The 18545-nt window shown below is 61.2% G+C and carries 17 protein-coding genes and 3 pseudogenes; 8 read left to right on the top strand and 12 right to left on the bottom strand.

The features are described from left to right. The first annotated feature begins 292 nt into the window (after positions 1-292). Positions 293-565, top strand: coding sequence for a hypothetical protein (locus DFO58_RS16965; RefSeq protein WP_053799215.1), 273 nt, complete (start codon positions 293-295; stop codon positions 563-565). Between the two features lie 175 nt (positions 566-740). After that, complete coding sequence (locus DFO58_RS16960; RefSeq protein ID WP_147407326.1) at positions 741-1199, top strand: hypothetical protein; 459 nt, start codon at positions 741-743, stop codon at positions 1197-1199. Between the two features lie 159 nt (positions 1200-1358). Here DFO58_RS16960 and DFO58_RS16955 read toward each other — a convergent pair whose 3' ends face one another. Both DFO58_RS16955 and DFO58_RS16950 read right to left on the bottom strand, forming a co-directional pair. After that, entirely contained in the window at positions 1359-1658 is a 300-nt protein-coding gene (locus DFO58_RS16955) for a hypothetical protein (protein ID WP_053799213.1), read from the bottom strand. A 261-nt stretch (positions 1659-1919) separates the two neighbouring features. Next, entirely contained in the window at positions 1920-2468 is a 549-nt protein-coding gene (locus tag DFO58_RS16950) for a MarR family transcriptional regulator (protein ID WP_053799212.1), read from the bottom strand. A gap of 237 nt (positions 2469-2705) precedes the next feature. Between DFO58_RS16950 and DFO58_RS16945 the strand changes: the two genes are divergently transcribed. From DFO58_RS16945 to DFO58_RS16930, 3 genes are all read left to right on the top strand, one after another. After that, positions 2706-3119, top strand: a complete 414-nt coding sequence (locus DFO58_RS16945) for a hypothetical protein (RefSeq protein WP_147407325.1) — start codon at positions 2706-2708, stop codon at positions 3117-3119. A 135-nt stretch (positions 3120-3254) separates the two neighbouring features. Then, on the top strand, positions 3255-3737 hold the full coding sequence (locus DFO58_RS16940; protein ID WP_082123735.1) for a hypothetical protein: 483 nt from the start codon (positions 3255-3257) through the stop codon (positions 3735-3737). Positions 3738-4423: 686 nt separating this feature from the next. Next, positions 4424-4750, top strand: coding sequence for a hypothetical protein (locus DFO58_RS16930; RefSeq protein WP_183043246.1), 327 nt, complete (start codon positions 4424-4426; stop codon positions 4748-4750). Between the two features lie 144 nt (positions 4751-4894). Here DFO58_RS16930 and DFO58_RS16925 read toward each other — a convergent pair. The 3 genes and pseudogenes from DFO58_RS16925 to DFO58_RS16915 all read right to left on the bottom strand — a co-directional run bounded on the left by DFO58_RS16925 (position 4895) and on the right by DFO58_RS16915 (position 7595). Continuing rightward, positions 4895-6134: pseudogene (locus tag DFO58_RS16925) on the bottom strand (IS3 family transposase). A 65-nt stretch (positions 6135-6199) separates the two neighbouring features. Beyond that, positions 6200-6457 (bottom strand): annotated as a pseudogene (locus DFO58_RS16920) (transposase); the annotation flags it as partial. Positions 6458-6785: 328 nt separating this feature from the next. Beyond that, positions 6786-7595: an NADP-dependent oxidoreductase gene (locus tag DFO58_RS16915; RefSeq protein ID WP_286163649.1), complete on the bottom strand. Its 810-nt coding sequence runs from the start codon at positions 7593-7595 to the stop codon at positions 6786-6788. A 365-nt stretch (positions 7596-7960) separates the two neighbouring features. On the opposite strand from DFO58_RS16915, the gene DFO58_RS16910 reads away from it, so the two are divergent. After that, positions 7961-8401 (top strand): helix-turn-helix domain-containing protein, encoded by a 441-nt coding sequence (locus DFO58_RS16910; RefSeq protein ID WP_286163648.1) that lies wholly within the window; start codon positions 7961-7963, stop codon positions 8399-8401. Between the two features lie 834 nt (positions 8402-9235). Beyond that, positions 9236-10434 (top strand): annotated as a pseudogene (locus tag DFO58_RS16905) (IS110 family transposase). Positions 10435-10465: 31 nt separating this feature from the next. Here DFO58_RS16905 and DFO58_RS18340 read toward each other — a convergent pair. The 5 genes from DFO58_RS18340 to DFO58_RS16885 form a co-directional block, all read right to left on the bottom strand. Then, positions 10466-10909, bottom strand: coding sequence for a hypothetical protein (locus DFO58_RS18340; protein WP_147407324.1), 444 nt, complete (start codon positions 10907-10909; stop codon positions 10466-10468). Positions 10910-11120: 211 nt separating this feature from the next. Next, positions 11121-11582, bottom strand: coding sequence for a DUF4913 domain-containing protein (locus DFO58_RS16900; protein ID WP_120991777.1), 462 nt, complete (start codon positions 11580-11582; stop codon positions 11121-11123). Continuing rightward, entirely contained in the window at positions 11579-12427 is an 849-nt protein-coding gene (locus DFO58_RS16895) for a hypothetical protein (protein WP_147407323.1), read from the bottom strand. Before DFO58_RS16895 ends, DFO58_RS16900 begins: the two co-directional genes overlap by 4 nt. A gap of 238 nt (positions 12428-12665) precedes the next feature. Then, on the bottom strand, positions 12666-13112 hold the full coding sequence (locus DFO58_RS16890) for a nuclear transport factor 2 family protein (RefSeq protein ID WP_053799201.1): 447 nt from the start codon (positions 13110-13112) through the stop codon (positions 12666-12668). Then, a complete protein-coding gene (locus tag DFO58_RS16885) occupies positions 13109-13876 on the bottom strand; it encodes a hypothetical protein (protein ID WP_120991775.1) in 768 nt (255 codons plus the stop codon). The genes DFO58_RS16890 and DFO58_RS16885 overlap by 4 nt, the downstream gene beginning before the upstream one ends. Positions 13877-14086: 210 nt before the next feature. On the opposite strand from DFO58_RS16885, the gene DFO58_RS16880 reads away from it, so the two are divergent. Continuing rightward, on the top strand, positions 14087-15271 hold the full coding sequence (locus DFO58_RS16880; RefSeq protein ID WP_053799199.1) for a thiolase family protein: 1185 nt from the start codon (positions 14087-14089) through the stop codon (positions 15269-15271). Between the two features lie 88 nt (positions 15272-15359). Here DFO58_RS16880 and DFO58_RS16875 read toward each other — a convergent pair whose 3' ends face one another. After that, complete coding sequence (locus tag DFO58_RS16875) at positions 15360-16823, bottom strand: MFS transporter (RefSeq protein WP_120991774.1); 1464 nt, start codon at positions 16821-16823, stop codon at positions 15360-15362. Positions 16824-17041: 218 nt separating this feature from the next. Beyond that, positions 17042-18508 (bottom strand): MFS transporter, encoded by a 1467-nt coding sequence (locus DFO58_RS16870; protein WP_120991773.1) that lies wholly within the window; start codon positions 18506-18508, stop codon positions 17042-17044. Positions 18509-18545 lie beyond the last annotated feature (37 nt).

Genomic DNA, 18545 nt, shown 5'->3' with positions numbered 1-18545 from the left:
GGTGTTCCGCGGCCCAGTCAGCGGTGTCCGGAAGCAGAGAACGATACCCGAGTGAGTGAAGGGTCAGTACGCGCCATCGGACCTGCAAGGGTTTACTCCCGCTCGCCTCCGATAGACCCTGAGCATGGCGGAAGAACCTGAGCAAAGCGGCAAAGAGGGGGATGCGCCCGAACCGAAGACCGGGCGCACCCCACGAAGGATCTACTGAAAAATTCCCCGCGGCAGTTGATAGTGCGCGTCCGCTCTGAAGATCGGATGTCGCCTTGCGGGATTAGCAGAAAGGATTGGTCTCGTGCGTAAATCGTTGCTGAGTCTCCAATTAGATGATGATCAGATCGATGAGCTCATTGCCGCGCTCTGCGCGTATCGGGATCACTTCGTCGAGCTTATCGAGCTAAATGCTGATGTTGTAGGTCCGCACGCGCGCGAGAATGACCAACAGTGGCAAAGCAAGATCCGCCAGGTGCAGGAAATGATCGATCAAATTAATGAGTCGCTGTATGGCGCACGAAGCAGGCATGCCAAGGTTAATATCAGCCAAGATTTACCAAACGCCGCCGCCTGAGAGCTAATGCCTAAAACCTGTGAATTAGAGACCGTTCGCGCAGGGGAAGCTCTGAGCGTTCTACGATGCAAAGTACTTCACATCCCAAAGCAGCCGAGAACTCGACACTAGGGTTTACCGCTAATCCGGACCTCTAGGATCATATCGACCCTGTCCAAGAACAGGAAAACGAACGATGCTTCACGAAGAATTACGTTCCCATGCCGCAGAGGAAATTAAGAACCTCTTGAGGTCACCGTACGCTCAGGATCATTTACGTCGCTACGGTTGGTATCCGGGAATGCCCGTAGCCGTTGCCGCGCCGTACGAAACCCTCGACACCGTGATGGGCCTAGTTTCCACCTATGATTCCGCGGTGCTTATTGGATCCTATGACCCGTATTTCGATGAACTGACGCTATGGCATGTTTCTGACCCCGCCACCGGGGATCGCTTCGACGAAGAACAGTGCGTGGACCTGAAGCGGAATGAAGCTTTCACTTTCCGCGAGATGCGCCAGAAAGCGTGGCATTGCACCTCCGTGCGTTTCTGGCCGAAAGGCTGGGATCATCCGGTACGGGTCCGGGAAATACCGTTATTTGCGCGCAGCGACCGCTTGGCATGCAGCGAAGCCAAAGCTATCCAATTCGCCTGAAGAAACGAAACATCCCAGAACGTCGCTCCCAAAGATCTCTGGGAATTGCTTATCCGCAAGCGTGCCTAACGAGACCTGCATAGCAGCGGTCCGCCACGATTCCGTGGCGGACCGCTGTCATGTCCCTTGTCAATATATGTCGCGTGCCTCCACAGGTGCTCATTGATTAGAATCAGATTCGAAGTCCCACTCCTGTGCCGACTCACCCTCGGTGCCGGTATCCGTTTCCTTGGTGGAAGATTTGCGCTGTTCAGGCTCGTCAGTACTGTGCTCATGAATCGTCTCGCGCAGGCCTTCAACTTCCTGGGCTCGCCCTTCCCAGTAGGCCGGCTCTAAACCAAAGCCGTTGGTCGCTTCTTCAGCCATATGCTTGAAACCATCTCGATGGTCCTCCAAAGCGTTATTCAGATCTTCGAACTCGTCATGACTAACACTGACATCAACGTGCTTTCGGGGCATTTGATCCATCCTCGATTGTTTGACAGGCTAAATACTCTTTGGTTGCTTCAAACTTACGCGCCTGAGTTATCTATGACAGCGGCCACAAGGTTTTCCTCAGAAACTCAAGGACAGAGATTTTTCGCACTTACGGTGGGCCCTCAAGAAATCAACAATCCCTGGTGGGAACCACCCAAGGAACAACCTTGGGCATGAGCTACTCGGCAAGGCCCCAACCAGTTAGCGCGCCAAAAAGTGAGGTAGACGTCATGAGCAATATGTCTACCGAGAAGGTGCGGCGCCCTCCGCCATCAAAGACTTCTTCTCGGTCGCCTGGCGTGGTTCATCATCGATCTCGACGCTACGGATCATGGCTTTCAAAAACTTGGCCGTAGCAACCCGTTCGTCCTCGGAGAGCGTGCCTGCGGCATCCATCATCCGCTCATGCATTCGATGCAACGTTCCACGAACTTCCGTATCGCTATATTCCGTGGGCACAATCCCCACCGATCGCCGATCTGCAGGATGCACAATACGCTCGGCATACCCATCCCGGCATAAACGGTCGATCAATACCGACACCGAGGCGTTGGAGATCCCCAGTTCCTCAGCAAAATCTCGCTGACGGGGAATCACCCCCTTACGGTGCTCGGCGAGTAGGAAGCGTAGTGCGGACATATCGGTTTCGTTCATACCCATCGAACCGCGGGTCGCGGATCGCATCTTCCGCTCCGCCTCGCGATACCTGCGCATCAGATTCAACAAATCCACCGCCTCGGGCACTGAACTACCCTCGGCATACCAATACCCGCTGGCTTGATACCTGCCCATGAGAACTCCTTTCGCCGGATACGAACGCCATGCCCGCAACCTCCGGGGCTCCTATTGCCCTTGATTCGAGGTCCAGCTTGCCTAACTAAAAATAAATAATGTAACCTAGCTAATAGTTAGCTAGTCTACATATATTTTACTACGAAACAGCTATCAATACCGGAGTGAAAGATGAAAAAGTCCTTAGCAGTTGCCGTAGAAACCACCGCACCCCACGCCGCCGCATGGACCACGCGGATGCATCAAACCGCCGCCTTTGGCTCGCAGCAGTGCCGCAACAAGAACACCGTGCATTCGGCAATTTGCACCATCAGCGGCTCCCCGGAGCAGCTGATCATCAACTTAGCGTGCACCGCCAAGGCCGAAGAGCATGTCTCCGAGTTGATGCAGTACGTCAACGACACCCTCCTGCCGCAGATGGAGAAGACGCTCGGCGTCCAATTTGAGGTGCGGAATTTGCAGTTCGCCGTCGCTGGTAAGGAAAACCTGCTCGCTACACCAGAGCATGTAGCCGAAGCTGAACTCCCCACCCATTGGCTGGATCAACCTTTCACCGCCCCATCACTGACCCCTAGCACTGGCCTGAATCTCGAAACCACCAGGTTGGGAACCGAGGCAGAGGCCTCCCCGGCAGATTTGAGCATGGCCTAGATCCTGCAACACCCGCCGTCCGCGAGGTGCGGCGGCACCATAACGCAGGATCCGCCTCGTAGCGCACCTTCGCTACACACTTCTGATTCCACATCATTATTTTCATGAGCAGTGCCAGAAAGGGAAGTATCTTAAATGCCAGGTCGAATCGTTCGAACCCGCACCGCAGTCAGAGTCGCCGATTTTCTCGCCACCCGTGAAGGCAAAGCCCACCTGTCCAGCTACGGTTGGGCGCAGGGAATGCCAATCGTAATGACCCAACCATCTGAATCCCTCAACGATGCCATGGGCATGGTGTCAATCCATGGGCGGGCCGTGTTGGTTGCCATGCTGGATCCGCAGACCGAAGAACTACTCATGCTGCACATCACTCCCCCGCAGACCGCGTTGAAAGTCGCTAAGGTCTGGTCAGATCAACTTACTATGGGAGAGTTCTTCCAGCGCTTGGGAACCGAGAACGTGGCTGAGTTCCGGGTGAAATTCTGGAAGCACACCGCCGTTGCGCATCAGATCCCGACCTGCCCCGCGATGCAGTCCCAGAACACCACAGCAGCCACCCGCTACCCGCTGCCAACGCGCCGCCACGCCGCCACACCTCTCACCACCGGCGCGAGCTGATCAGCCCCTTGTCCCCCGGTTCTGGCTCATCCCCCTGGCTGGCTCATAGTCCTGGTGGACAGCTGGCGAGCCAGAACCGGGCTTCATGTTGGGACTCCACCGGCTCAGGTCCTCTATCCAGGTTTGCGGATACCAGGACCCTACACAACCAAGAGCCCAACACAACCAAGAGGTCAACACCTCGTGCACCAAGCGTGATCGCATCACCCCTAAATCGGTGCCGCCCATCCTTTCGCGGTCTTCGCAACGGAATTTTCTGCCGGCCAGCTCCCTCTCTGATGCTTGCCCCGCACGCATCGTGAAGAACTGCTCATCATCCGGGCGTAAAATTACCTGGGACAGCGCGTCCACTTCAGCCAACAGCCGCCTTCCCTCTGACCCCGCATTAGCTCTGCGTTGACGGCCTTACTTAACCGTAGGGTATCCCTTAGGGGAGATCTCGCGTACCGTCGATAGTACACTGCGTGACAACCCCTGTGACTTGCCCAAAATACCTGGACAATCTCCGAGGACGCATCACTGTAGGACTCTTACTGGAAATACCGCGAGAGCCGCAAGAGCGGAGGTCCGCCATGTCCACCCACGAACTACGATCCCACACAGCCGAACACGTCAAGCACGTCCTGGGCTCTCGTCAAGCCTGCATTCACCTGGCCTCATAAGGTTGAAGGGAAGGGATGCCCATCGTGTTGGCAGAATCCCGGGAACTGCTCGATGAGGTCATGGGAATGGTCTCTATTCACGGACGATCCGTGATGGTCGCGATCTACGATGAACCCGCCGACCATCTGAGCCTCTGGTTCGTCTCTCTGCCAAATCCTGCTTTGGAAAATGTGCCGGCCGAGCCCCCGGGGCAGACTATGGGCCGCTTTATCACCCAAGGCACACCTGACGGGGCGAGAACGTTCCGTGTCAGATATTGGGCGTACAGTGCAATCATCTTTGAAATCCCCTACTACGTGCGCAGCGACAGGGGACATCGAACTTCCTATAACTCCCGTCCGGGCACATGAGATAAACCAGAGCCTGAAGATTCCCTGGGTAATCCAGAACCTAGGCACTGACCTGTGGCGTTGCGCATTAAGCTGGTTTTGTTTATAACTGAAATAAGCCTTGGCAAGTCCCGGGTTTTGTTGAGGGTCAGCGTATGAAAATTTCTAAGCTGCTTCCAGCAGTGACTGTTCAGCGTAAAACGCTTGCTCCGCCTCCAACGGAGTCTTGTACCCCAGCATCGAATGTAGTCGTTCAGTATTGAACCAATGCACCCAAGCCGCAGTCGCTTGCTCCACATCCTCCAGACCGTCCCACGGCCCATCCAGGAAGATCAGCTCCGCCTTATACAAGCTGTTCAGGGCTTCGGCCATGGCGTTATCATAGCTATCACCCTTGGAGCCCACTGACGCGACCGCTTCCACCTCACCGAGCGCTTGGGCGTAGCGTAGCGCACGATACTGCACGCCACGATCCGAGTGATGAATTAATCCGCTCAGGTCAACGCCTTCCCTGCGACGAGTATGGATTCCCATGTTCAATGCATCCAGAGCTAGATCCGTATACATCCTCGGCGAGGTCTGCCAGCCCACGATCCTGCGGGAGAAGACATCCAGGACAAATGCGACATACACCAGCCGCTGGCGGTTCTAACATACGTCAGATCAGCGACCCATAACTGGCAGGGCGATTGGGCATGGAACTGGCGGTCCACCAAGTCCTTGGGCCGGTTGGTTTCGGGGGCCGGCTTCGTGGTGCGAGGATACTTGCCGCGCACCGTCCCGCGAACCCCCAACTGCTTGCACAGCCGCTCCACGGTGCATCGAGCGACTTTGGAGCCGTTCTGGAGCCGGTGTTCGGACCGGTTCAGCTGGGCGTGGATCTTGCGGATCCCATAAACCCGGGTGCGCGGATGCGCATGAATTTTCATGATCTCCTCACTGATCTGCGTGTCAGCCACGCTCCTTGCCGAGGGGGCACGCTTAATGAAGGCGTAGTAGGTCTGCGAGGCGATCTTGATGCCGAATTCTTCGCGTAGGATCCGGCAGATCGGTTCGATAACCCACAGGTGTTTGTGCTCGTCGATGAACGTGACGATCACTTCTGTGGGCGGTCGAACTCCGCGGCGAAAAAAGCCGCTGCAGACTTCAGGATGTCGTTGGAACGGCGCAGCTCGCGATTCTCCTTCTCCAACTGGATGATCCGCGCCTGCGCATCTTGGGTTTCTACCGGCAGCCCTTCGGTTTCGGCCTTGCGCACCCAGACGCGCAGTGCTTCGCTGCTTACTGCGGTCTGTTTCGCGATGCGTGAGATGGCGCCGTTGCGCAGGGCTGGGTCTTTCCGGGCTTCGAGGCAGAGCCGGGTCGCGCGTTCACGAAGTTCTGCGGGGTATTTCGAGGTAGCCATGAGTGGTTGGTGTTGCCTTCCTTGGTTGGTGCACGCTTACTCTGTATCAAACCAAGGACACTTCAGTAGGCTGCGGTCTTGCGCAGCACCTCGTTCTCCATTTCTAATTCGCGGATGCGTTTGAGCGCTTGGGACATTTCCTTGCGTTCGTCAGCATCAGAGGCTGGGGTCATTCCGTGGGATTGGTAGCGGGCATCACGGACCCACGTTTGCAGGGCTGTCTTTGAAACGCCCAGATCCGCAGCGACTTGCTTCTGAGAAATCCCCGACTCTACGAGAGCGACGGCGTCCTTCTTGAATTCTTCGGTGAAGATTCTTGGCATGGTTTTTGTTCCTTCGTTTGAGCATAACCATAGCTGGGTTATGCGGTCGAAGTGTCAACCAAACCTTCAGCAGACCCTGAGCACCGGTGCGTAGCGGGTCCAGGGCGATCGGGCTTCGGCGGCGATCTGGTCGTACCGGTGCGGTGGTATCCGGGCGTCTGGGCGAGGACTGGATGTCAGAGCAGCGGGCCCCGGCCTCGGTGCTTTGACGGCGTCATGAACCGCCCGGGATATTCGCGTGGGTGTCAATTCGTTCGTTGGGGTCCATGGATGTCCCGGGCCCCGGGTTGCTCGCCGTGGTGGTGGGGATGGGCATCGGCCTCCTGAGTCAGGGGATGAGGACGAGCCGTCCGCGCAGGCTGCCTTCAGCCAACCTGGCGTGGGCTGCCGTTGCCTCCTCGAGCGGGTAGGTCTGTGCGACGCGGGCCCTAATTTCACCTTGGTCGGCGAGGCGGGAAAGCTCGGCGAGCTGGGCGCCGTCGGCCCGCACGTCGAGCGCATCGACACGGACGCCGCGTTCCGAATCCGGTTCCTGTCCCGGCCACAAGCCGACGTAGGAGCCACCGTCCTGGACTGCGGCGATCGCCTCGTTCCCCAGGCCTGCGGCGTCGAGCACACCGTCGAAGCCGGCAGGTGCAAGGTTCGCCCCGCGGGTCAGGAAGTGGTTGGCGCCGCGAGAGACGAGGAACGGTATGTCGCCGGCGGAGGCCAGCACGGTGACCTCCAGGCCCTGTCGGTGGGCCAACTCCACTGTGTGCCCCCCGACCCCGCCGGCCGCTCCCGTGACGAGCAGGCTTTGCCCCGGCCGCACCGCCAGCAGGCCCAGGGCCTGCGCTGCGGACAGCGCGTTCAGGGGCAGCGCCGCGGCATGGACATCGTCGAGGGAGGCAGGGGCCGGGGCGATGGCTTCTGCGTCAAGCACGACGTAATCGGCATGTGTGCCCAGCGACTCATTGTGGCCCGTGGCCAGGCCTATGACCCGGTCCCCGACAGGCCAGTTGACCCCGGCCCCCACGGCATCAATCGTGCCGGCAACATCCCAGCCGAGGCCGATCCGTTCCCCCTCACCGCCGAAGACCCCCGAACGCATGGCAGCGTCCACCGGATTCAGCGCAGCCGCGCTGACCTTGATCCTCACCTGCCCGGGTCCCGGTACAGGTACCGGGACCTCTGTGATCTCGACTGCCTCGGGTCCACCGAAGTGAGAAACTGTTGCGGCGCGCATGAACATAGCCTTCCTATGGTTTGGGTGTGGGCGGTCGTTTCTGCCGCATCGGCTGAACCTTCCGCTGTTGGGTGCGTGCGAAGCCGAACGTCAAACGTGACGGCCCGGGGTGATGGTCTCGGCCGTGCAGGTCCTGTCGGTCTCGGCCAAATGATTGAAAACGAAGATGGCCATTCTTTTCAAGTGCCTTGGTCGGATGGCCCTAAACCGGTTTCTTACACATGGTGCGTAACTCCATAATGGGACAGTATTGAATTCGATACAAAAGGCACACGCGTGTGCGTAACAGGAAGGGCAGGTGCGCCATGGAATCCGGCCCGAGCATCCGGCAGGCTGGGGCACTGTCCGGGCCGTGTTCCCGCTGGCCGGCGGAACACGGGGAAACCATCCGGCAGATCATCGAGCGGGCGGGCAACAAGTGGGCCGTGCTCGTGGTCAGTTCGCTTCAGGGCGGGCCCCTGCGCTACACCGACTTGCTTCACTCCATCCCGGGTCTCTCCCAGCGAATGCTCACCCACACCCTCCACCAGCTGCGGCGTGACGGTCTCATCACCAGAACCGCCTATCCCGAGGTGCCCCCACGGGTGGTGTATGCACTGACTGATCTGGGCACCACACTGCTCGTCGCCATCACCACTCTGATCGACTGGGCCGGAACCCACCACGACGAGATCCAGGACAACCGCACCCGATTCGACACGGCAGAGGCCATCACCTGACGCCCCGTGCCGGCCGGACACCAAAAGCATGCAGGGCAAGGCCGATCGGGGGCAAGAGGGCACTTCCTTATCTACCACCGGAGTCCGCGTCCGCCCGCGGTCCATGGACCCGTCGGGATACAGACAACCCGCCGCGGAGCCGGCATCACCGGACCAACCCGTCACCTATTATCGGCTGTAGGCCGACCTGAGGCACCGGCCGCTGCCCTGAAGAGCTAACAGGATCGCCTCCAAAACAGGAATGCCAGGGCTGGCTCGCGCCAGGTGCTCACGACCAACCAGCCACAGCCGGGTCCGAGACAGCGCAAGAGTACAGTCCATTTGAATAACGGCTGATACCAGTACTAAGCCCGGGACCGGGCCCCCTGTCTGTCAGGGTTTGAATAGAGGGTCAGCAATCACCGGGTAAGTATTATCTGAACTGTGTTCGACCTTCTGGACTACGAGATTGTCTCTGATCTCATAAGTAGTCCGAACTGGGCGTCCAGCACTGTCTACAGCCCAGGGTGCTGCAACAGTTCCATAAATTTCTTCGTTCGCATCCTGAATAAGGACATGCTCTTCGACAATCTCAGCAGACCCGTTACCTTGTTGATAGCTCCCTCACCCGAGGATGATGGGAGCTGTCGGCCGGCCAATCCCGGCATGGTGTCTTGCCCCTGCATATCCAATAGTCCGGGGGTGTTGCCACCGGGATTGGATGGCAGCGAGGTGATTGCTAATCAGGGGCACGGCGCCAGGAACACTGGACGCCAGTCGTAACGTGGGTGTAAGGCTTTGCTACCGACGGTTGGTCGACCTTGAACAAATCATCGGTTCAAAGGAGCACCGGTCATGAACACCACGGAAATCGATATTTTCCTCGGGCTCGACGTCGGAAAGACCGACCATTGGGGCTGCGCCGTGACGGTGGAGGGCACCACCATCTGGAATAAAACCCTGCCCAACGACGAAGCAAAGCTCACCAAGGTCTACCAGGATCTCAGCGCCCAAGGCGCCGTACTGGTGGTCGTGGACCAGCCAGCGACCATCGGTGCCCTGGCCGTCGCGGTGGCCCAGCACCTGGGCATCACCGTGGCCTACCTGCCCGGGCTGACCATGCGACGGATCGCGGACATGTATCCGGGTACGGCCACAACCAACGAAAAGGACGCGTTCATTATCGCTGCCGCGGCCCGCACCATGCCGCATACCCTGCGCAGCCTGCAGGTCTCGGACGAGGAAGAAGCAGCCCTGGGCATGCTCACCGGCTTCGACCTGGATCTCTCCCGCCAGATCACCCAGACCAGCAACCGGATCCGCGGGCTCTTCACCCAAATCCACCCCTGCCTTGAGCGGGTGGTGGGTCCGTGGCTGGAGCATGATGCGGTGCTCGAAGTCCTCGCTGCATGGCCCACCCCAGCCCAGTTGCGGCATGCCGGCAAAGCACGGATCGATGCGAAGCTGAGGAAGCACGGTGCTCGCCGGCACACCGTGTGGGCCGGCGCCATTCTGGACGCGGTGGATGAGCAGACAGTGGTCGTGGTTGGCACTGAGGCCGCCGGGCTGGTCATTCCGCACTTGGCCCGGCAGCTGATCGCTCTGCATGCTCAGCGGGCGGACGTGGCCACGCATCTTGAAGCTATGGTGGAGGCCCACCCTCTTTGCCCGGTCCTGACGTCCAGGCCAAGGGTTGCGGTCAGGACCACTGCAGTATTCATTGCTTCAGACCTCCGGCAAGACCTTTGATAGTGCCGCCGCCTTGGCTTCCTATGCTGGGTTGGCGCCCGTCACCCGCCAGTCGGGCACCTCGATCAAATCCGAACGCGTCAGCCATTGAAGGCAACAAGAGATTGAAGCGAGCCTTGTTCCTTTCGGCGTTCGCTGCGATCCGTTTCGACCCTGCCAGCCGCGCCTATTACGACCGGAAACGGGCCCAAGGCAAACGTCATAACCAGGCGCTCATCGCGTTGGCCCATCGCAGGCTGACGGTATTGTTCGCGATGATCCGGGACGGGTCGCTTGACGATGCTCCGGTGGTGGATGCTGCTTGACAAAATACATAGGGGCACCCCCCATCAGGGATTAGATCGTAGAAAATTCCTGGGGCTGTGAAGCATCTGTAATCGCTACGGATAACCGAACCGAAGCATCTTGCAGAGGTTGAGCAATCAGCCTCGTTCCGTCTTCAACTTCATAATGGACAGAGCCCTCCGATGATTCTTTACCCTCGGAGAGACTCTTATTGGGCAGAGGAACTAATCGGGCCGTTCCGCTAGAGTCAGTAATCTCAATTTTTGCAGATGATCCTGAATCGATAGCCACCTCAGTGCGGTCAATTTTCGCCTCGAATCGGCCACTTTCCATATCCGTCTCAGCCATCGGTATCTCTTCAGGAGCATAATCAGTGATCAGTTGTTCTAAGGAGCTGCTTGGTGTTTCTTCACTCGCGTATGCCGGGAAAGCAAGTGTCGAACTACACACGATACCGAGCACAGTTACAGAAGAAATATGCCGCCAGAGTCTCATGTCACCTTTACTTTTGAATTGATGAAGAACTTCAACAAAGAAGCAATACGCTGCTTCTGTCTGAATAAATTAAATCAAACAGTAGCATGTATAAACTTCACTTCGGCAAATGAGGAAGTTGAGCCAGCATTAATCGTGCTCCAGCGCTTCTGCAGTAGCTATTGAAGCAGTTTCCTTATCTTCCCGTTGGTTCGTTCCTGCGACAACAGCCCTATTGCACGGATGACCGGAAGTACCCCTCCGGAGCCTCAGCCACAGGGAACATCTCCGGTAGCTGCGGGTGCATGACCTTGTCATACGCGTGGAACGGGCCATCCTGCGCGGTGAGCCGATCCATCAGCGGGTAGAAGTAGTCCCGGTAGAACACCAGGATCTGCTGCGGGCCGTCCCACCGCATCTGCTCCCACGTCTCCCACAACGCGGTAATCACCGAATACACTTCAGGGTACTCATACCAGTTCGGCGCCCACGCACGCCCCGAAGGCCCATACTTCCGCAGGTAACGCGGCAGCGCGTAGCCGCGCAACCTCTGCTGCGCATCCTCATACACGAAAGGCCGCTCCGGCTCCGCGTGCCCGGTGTCCCGCGACGGGGCCGCTGGCCGTGCCGTCGGCTCCTGGGTCTCGTCGCCGTCCAGATCCAGCTCATCGTTATTCGGTGGGATGCCGATCATCGCGACAGCTCCTGTCCTTGGATTCGAGCCGGGGCCGCCGCGGACACAACGCGTTTGCGGTGCTTCATCGCCGGCTGCGGATTCTGCGTGCTCGGCGGCAACGGGAAATCAGCATCCTTACCACCCTTCTGCTTCCACACAGCGATCACCCGTACAGAGGCGGCACTGTGCTGATCTAACGACAGCTTGCCCGCATCCTCCGGGCCAGCCCCAGCCGGGGCCGGCTTACCGGCTTCTTCGGCTTCGGCAGTTTTAGCGTTCGCCCGGTCAAGGTGTTCTTCGCCCTCGAACCGTTCAGCTTGCCCCTGATGAGCGGCCTCATCCTGCTGGGCTTCCGCCGCCTCGGCAGTAGCGGTCTGCGGTGGCAGCTTCGCGCCTTCGGGCACCAGGTGCGGGAACTTCCCGGCAATCGCCCGGTCTACCTCATCGTCGTTCCCATACCAGGACGGCACATGACTGATGGTGTCGCGTCCACTAATAGACCGGTCACTCACCGTATCCGCTGGCATACTATCAAGCAGACGCAACGCTTCCTGCTTGCTGATCTCCACATCACGTTCCAGAGCGTTGTTGTAGTCGTAATTCCGGAACGTTCCGTGCGGCTGCGCAAACCACGGCTCCTGGCCCATGGGTGGCGGCTCCGCGGTGGCTCGCTGACCAGCCAAATAGTCGTCCAGGGCATCATGCAAAGCCCGGTGCCAGTCAGTCGCCGCCGTGGGATGATCCCGGTTCAGATCCTCCACATTGACCCCGAACTGGTTCCGGATAGGATCAGCACCAGTCATGAACGCGCGACTGGTGCTATTGTTTGCGCCGTGTTTAGTAACCAACGCCAAAAGAGTCACCTGTCCAGCACTTGCCTCAGAACCGGTTGCATGCCAGAACTTATCGAGTACTGATTCATTGCCGGTTATCTAAGTTACGGCGCTTCAGCCTTCGCTCCGTCTTGTGTCAGCACGGAAAAACTGAACGCACCACAGCGTCATGAATGTAGCAAATACAACTTGGTTAAATCGATCGCTTCGAACCCTCGTCTCGGCTCATGCCGCGATAGTTCCCATGTCTGCCGCATCACGAGCACCACTAGTTGCTGAACAACTGTCGCGCCCATTCGCTGCCGGTCAGCAGCCGGTTCTCGCGCTTGGACACTTTCCAGCCCTCGGCGGTGCGGACGAACTCCCAGCGGTTGGCGCTGACGCGCTCGGCGGTCCACGGCTCGCCGCGGCGGGCGAAAACCAACGAGTGGTTCGTGGCCACTGCGGCGTCCCCGTCGATGCGCAGCGACGGCGCGGTGCCGACGTGCGCGCATCCAGCGGCCATGAAGTCCTTGTGGGTGTCGAATTCGACCAGCCCTGCCAGGTCTTCGTACTGCAGCGTGATGGTGTCGAAGGAGTAGGTCCCGCCTTCCGCCCAGAGCCTCTCGATGGCCTGGCCGTTGCCGGAGTCTGCAAACGGTCCGTAGCTTGCGATCAAGTCCAGGATTTCAGCCCGGTCTTCCAGCGCCTGCAGGCGCTCTTCAATGCTTTTCACCAGTCCCTCCAAGGAATGATTGTGCTCAGTGTCGAGGAGAAGAGGACTTCTCCGGCCTGTGGTGCCGAGGGTTCGGCGGCAAGCTGATGTTCGGTCCTGCGGATGGCGGAACCGGTCATTCGCGGTTCCCCGTCCAGATACAGCAGGCGGATGCGCAGCTCACCCGGCTGGTGGCTGACGGTGTCCGCAAAAGGCAGCGTGGTGTGCTGCTGGGCGTGGCTGAAGGAGAACGTCCAGCCGCCGGCAACCCCGGGGACCTTCAGCAGTTCCGGCATCAGTTCGGTGTCTTCCCAGCGGAAGCTGTCGTGCGCGTCCAGCCCGTGCGGCTCCGGGTAGCGGGTGAGCGTGATGTGCATGCCCTGGTTCGGGCGGAACGGCAGCACGTCGGGGCTGACCAGTGCGTGCGGCGCGGAGTAGCCCTTGACCGGGCGGAAGAAGGCCAGCAGTTTGCGCTCGACTCCCGGGATGATCGGGCCGCGACCCCACTGGAACGACGCTTCGCCCAGGCGGTCCCAGGCGTCGACGCTCTGCTCTACCGGATCACGGAACCAGTACATCGCCACGAAGTCGGTGTCCGCAAACGTCGAGTCCGCCGCGTGCGCGGGGTCCTGCTCGCGCACCCGCGCCCAGCGGTCTCCCCAGGCCACGCCGGGCAGGGCCAGGTTCTCGGGGCGGTGGTCCAGTTGGTGCCAGCGGTTGTACTCGCCATGCAGCGAGGCATCGGCCAGCTGCACGAAGGAGAAGAACGCCAAATCGGAGAACATGAAAACCCTTACTCCGGAAGCTTCCGGGTCGCCGCGCGGGCCCGGTGAGGGTCCCCGCCCTCCATGCTCGCCCAGCCCCAGCCGCCGGCGCCCGAAGGATCCCGGAGAACGGGATCATCTCACGCCTGCCACTAGGACTTTTTTGTAACGTGACAGGCAAGAGGCACGCCGCGGGCCTGCCCCAGTAAACCCTGAGCTAAGGAAGCCGATTTGTCTACAGAAAAGATCGCCATTCTCGACGGCGCACGCACGCCCGTAGGCCGCTACGGCGGAAGCCTCAATTCGGTTCCGGCCCATGAGCTGGGCCAAGTTGCAGCCCGCGAGGCGCTGTCCCGCAGCGGGGTCTCCGCGGAGCAGGTCGACGAGGTCGTCATGGGCTGCGTGGGCCAGGTCGGACCCGACGCCTACCTGGCCCGACGCGTGGCCCTCGGCGCCGGACTGCCCGACTCCACGCCTGCCTTCACCGTCAACCGGCTGTGCGGCAGCGGGCTGCAGGCCATTTGGTCCGGAGCCCAGCAGCTGGCCTGGGGCGGCTCGCAGTTCATCCTCGCCGGCGGGGCCGAGTCCATGTCCCGCATGCCGTTTCTGGACTATGACGCCCGCGGCAACTCGCGGCTGGGCAACCGCACGGTGCTGGACGGCACCGTGGCCATGCTCACCGACCCGTTCTCCGGGCAGCACATGGGTGTCACCGCGGAGAACGTGGCGGACAAGTACGGCATCAGCCGCGAGCAGCAGGACGAGTTCGCCGCCGAAAGCCAGCGCCGCTCGGGCACCAGCGAAGCCCTAGCCGCGTTCGCCGAGGAAATCACGGAGGTCACCACGGGCGGGCGCAAGCCGGTGACCGTCAGCCTCGACGAGCACCCGCGCCCGGACACCACGGCGGAAAGCCTGTCGCTGCTCAAGCCCGCCTTCCGGAAGGACGGCAGCGTGACCGCCGGCAACGCCTCGGGCATCAACGACGGCGCCGCCGCGGTGCTGCTGGCCAAGCAGTCCACCGCGCAGGAACACGGCCTGCGTTCGCTGGCCACCATTGAACATGTCACCACCGCCGCACTCGACCCGGCCTACATGGGCTATGCCCCGACCTTGGCCCTTCACAAGCTGTTCTCCGAAACCGGCCTGTCTCCGCAGGACATCGACACCTTCGAAGTCAACGAGGCCTTCGCCGCGCAGGCGTTGGCAGTGATCCGGGACGCCAAGCTGGATCCGTCGCGCGTGAACCCCTACGGCGGGGCCATCGCCCTGGGCCACCCGATCGGCGCGACCGGAGCCATCCTCACGCTGCGTGCGGCCCAGGACCTGGTGCGCCGCGACCTGACCTATGCGGTGGTCACCATGTGCATCGGCGGCGGGCAGGCGCTGGCCGCGCTGATCAAGCGCAGCGGCGCCTGAGAGACCGCCGCACCGCGAAAAGAGAGGCCGGGGAGGGAACCGAATGATGGTTCCCTCCCCGGCTTCTTGCCTTCAGGTGCTGTGGTGCTTAGCCTTCGACGGCTCCGACCAGATCCTCGTCACCGGCGGCGGCCTGCGCGTTCTTCTTGTCACGGATCAGCCAGGACACCAGGAAGCCGACCAGGCTGGTAGCCAGGATGATCACGTAGGTCAGGGTGTAGGCGGACTCGCTCGGCACCTCGGTGCCCTCCACGGTGGAGGAAGCCAGCGCCATGGTGGTCACGGTCGTGCCCACGCCCATGAAGATGGTGCGGGTGACCGTGTTGATGCCCATGCCCTCGCTGGTGTTCTCCACCGGCACCGACTCGGCGACCAGGTTCGGGAACGCGGTGTAGGCGAACATGGTGCCGATGAACACCACGTTGATCGCGATAATGTAGCTCAGCACACTGTACTGCGCCCAGAACAGCGCACCGTAGCCGATCACGCAGATGACCACGCCGATCAGCAGCGAACGGCGGGCACCCACCTTCGCGGCGATCTTGCCGCTGATCGGCGAGCAGATGAACGCCACGGATGCGGCGCCGAAGATGACCAGTCCGCCCATCGTCGGCGACAGGCCCAGGCCCACCCCGGGGCCGGCCGGGGAGAGCATGATCATCGGGCCGATGATCTGCGCGGCGACCAGCGGGCCCACGCTCAGGATCGCGGTGGCCAGCTGGGTCAACGCCATCTTGTTGGTCTTCAGCACGCGCAGGTTGATCATCGGGTTCTGGACCCGCAGTTCCCACCAGATCCAGATCGCGGCGAGGGCCAGGCCGCCGAGCACGAACTGCAAGGTGCGGGCGCTGGTGATGCCCCAGGCGGCCGCGTTCGAAACGCCGTAGAGCACCAGTGCCACGGCCGGGGCGAAGAGCAAGCCTCCGATGTAGTCGATCCTCCGGTCGTCCTTGCTCAGTCCGGTGGAACGGTCAAGCATAGTCATGGCCATGACCGCTGCGATCAGGCCCAGGATGCCGGAGACCATGAACAGGCCGTGCCAGTTGCCCAGGTCCAGCAGCACGCCGGCCACCAGGCTGCCGCCTGCACCGGCGATGAAGGATACCGCGGCGACCAACGCGATGGCGCCGGGGACCTTGTCCTTCTCGATCCCCGCACGGGCGATGCCCAGGCCCAGCGGCAGCGTTGCGCCCGCCGCGCCCTGGAATGCGCGGCCGATGATGACCCCGATGATGGAGCCTGCCGTGAAGCTGATGATCGAACCGACCACCGAGATGCACAGCACGATCACCAGCATCTTCTTGCGTCCGTAGATGTCTCCCAGGCGGCCGCAGATCGCGGCGGAGGCCGCGGCGACGAGCAGGAAGGAGGTGGCCGCCCAGCCGGCGGTGGCCGCGTCCGTCTGGAACTCGGCCATTAGGCTGGGCAGGGCGATGAAGATCATCGCGGATTCAAAGGTGCCGACCAGTTCCGTGGCGATCAGCACGGTGATGATCTTTGCATAGCTTGACCGAGTGGTCGCGGCTTGCTGCTTGTCTAGAAACGACGCCATCGTGTTTCCTTTGCTGTTGTCAGTGCATGGTTGCGACAGCGCCCGGGGAACCGGGCGCTGGGTAATGCGTACTGAAAGAAAGTCCGGAACGGCGCGCGAGATTTGGGATGCGCCACCGGCGGACAGGTCCCCGCCCCGGACCGCTCGATGCGTCGAGCAAGCCGGGGCGGGTGGAATATGGCGGGTCCGGGCGGTGCCGGACCCGCTGCGCGCGGGGCCTAGCGTCCCTGGACGCTCAGGGTGGAATCCTGCGGATCCGCGGCGTCGGTGCGCGGCGCATCCTTGATGCGCAGCGCCAGCAGGAAGCCGATCACGCAGGAAGCGCAGATGATGATGTAGGCGGTGTTGAACGCTGACTCGGTGGAGACCATGGTTCCCTCCACGGTGGAGGAGGCCAGCGCGACGGTCAGCACCGTGGTGCCCACGGCCATGAAGATCGTGCGGGTCACCGTGTTGATGCCCATGCCCTCGCTGGTGTTCTCCAGCGGCACCGATTCGGCGACCAGGTTCGGGAACGCGGTGTAGGAGAACATGACGCCGATGGAGATCACGTAGGTGTTGATGATGAAGGTGAGCAGGTTGTTGTCGGCCCAGAACATCATCGAGTAGCCAATAAAGCTGATCATGATGCCGATCAGCAGCGCACGCCTGGCGCCCACGGCCGCGGCGACCTTGCCGCTGAACGGGGAGCCGACGAAGCTGAGCGTCGCGGCGCTGAAGATGATCAGGCCGCCCACGGCAGGCGAGACGCCCAGGCCGGCCGGGTCGGTGGCCGGGGCCAGCAGGATCAGCGGGGTCAGGATGCCCACCGCCACCAGCGGGCCGATGCCCAGCACCGCGGTGCACAGCTGGGTCAAGGCCATCTTGTTGGCCTTGAGCAGGCGCAGGTTGATCATCGGGTTGGAAACGCGCAGCTCCCACGCGACCCAGAGGGCCGCCACTGCCAGGCCGCCGAGCACGAAGCCCAGGGTCCGTCCACTGAATACGCCCCAGGCGCTGGCGTTGGTCAGGCCGTAGAGCACCAGGGCCACGGCCGGCGCGAAGAGCAGGCCGCCGACGTAGTCGATGCCGCGGACTTCGCCACGGGCCACCGGTGAGGTCTTCAGCATGGTGATGACCATCAGCGCGGCGATCAGGCCCATGGCCCCGGAAACGATGAACAGCGCCTTCCAGTTGCCCAGCTGCAGCAGCACGCCGGCAATCAGGTTGCCGCCAGCGCCGGCCAGGAACGAGGACCCGGCGATCAGCGCGATCACGTTCGGCACCCTTTCCTTGGGCAGTTCCTGGCGGGCCAGGCCCAGGCACAGCGGCAGCGTCGCCCCGGCCACGCCCTGCAGCGCACGGCCCAGGATCACGCCTTCCAGCGAACCGAAGGTGAAGCTGATAATCGAGCCGACCACGGAGATCGCCAGCACGATCGCCAGCAGCTTCTTGCGCCCGTACATGTCGCCCAGGCGTCCGCAGACCGCGGCGGAAGCAGCGGCCACCAGCAGGAAGGCCGTCGCGGCCCAGCCGATGGCGGCTGCGTCGACGTTGAACTCGTGCATCATGCTGGGCAGCGCGATGAAGATCATCGCCGATTCAAATGTGCCGACGAATTCGGCGACCAGCAGGACGCTGACGATTTTCGCGTAGCCAGGGAACTTGGCCGTTTTCGGTGAGGCATGCTGCCCGGAGGACGCCATGGCGCTTCCTTTTCTGTGCGGTGTGAGTGATGTACGC

The organism is Arthrobacter sp. AG1021 (genome assembly GCF_003633665.1).
GTDB classification, from domain to species: domain Bacteria; phylum Actinomycetota; class Actinomycetes; order Actinomycetales; family Micrococcaceae; genus Glutamicibacter; species Glutamicibacter soli.
This window is presented reverse-complemented; position numbering and strand designations above follow the sequence as displayed.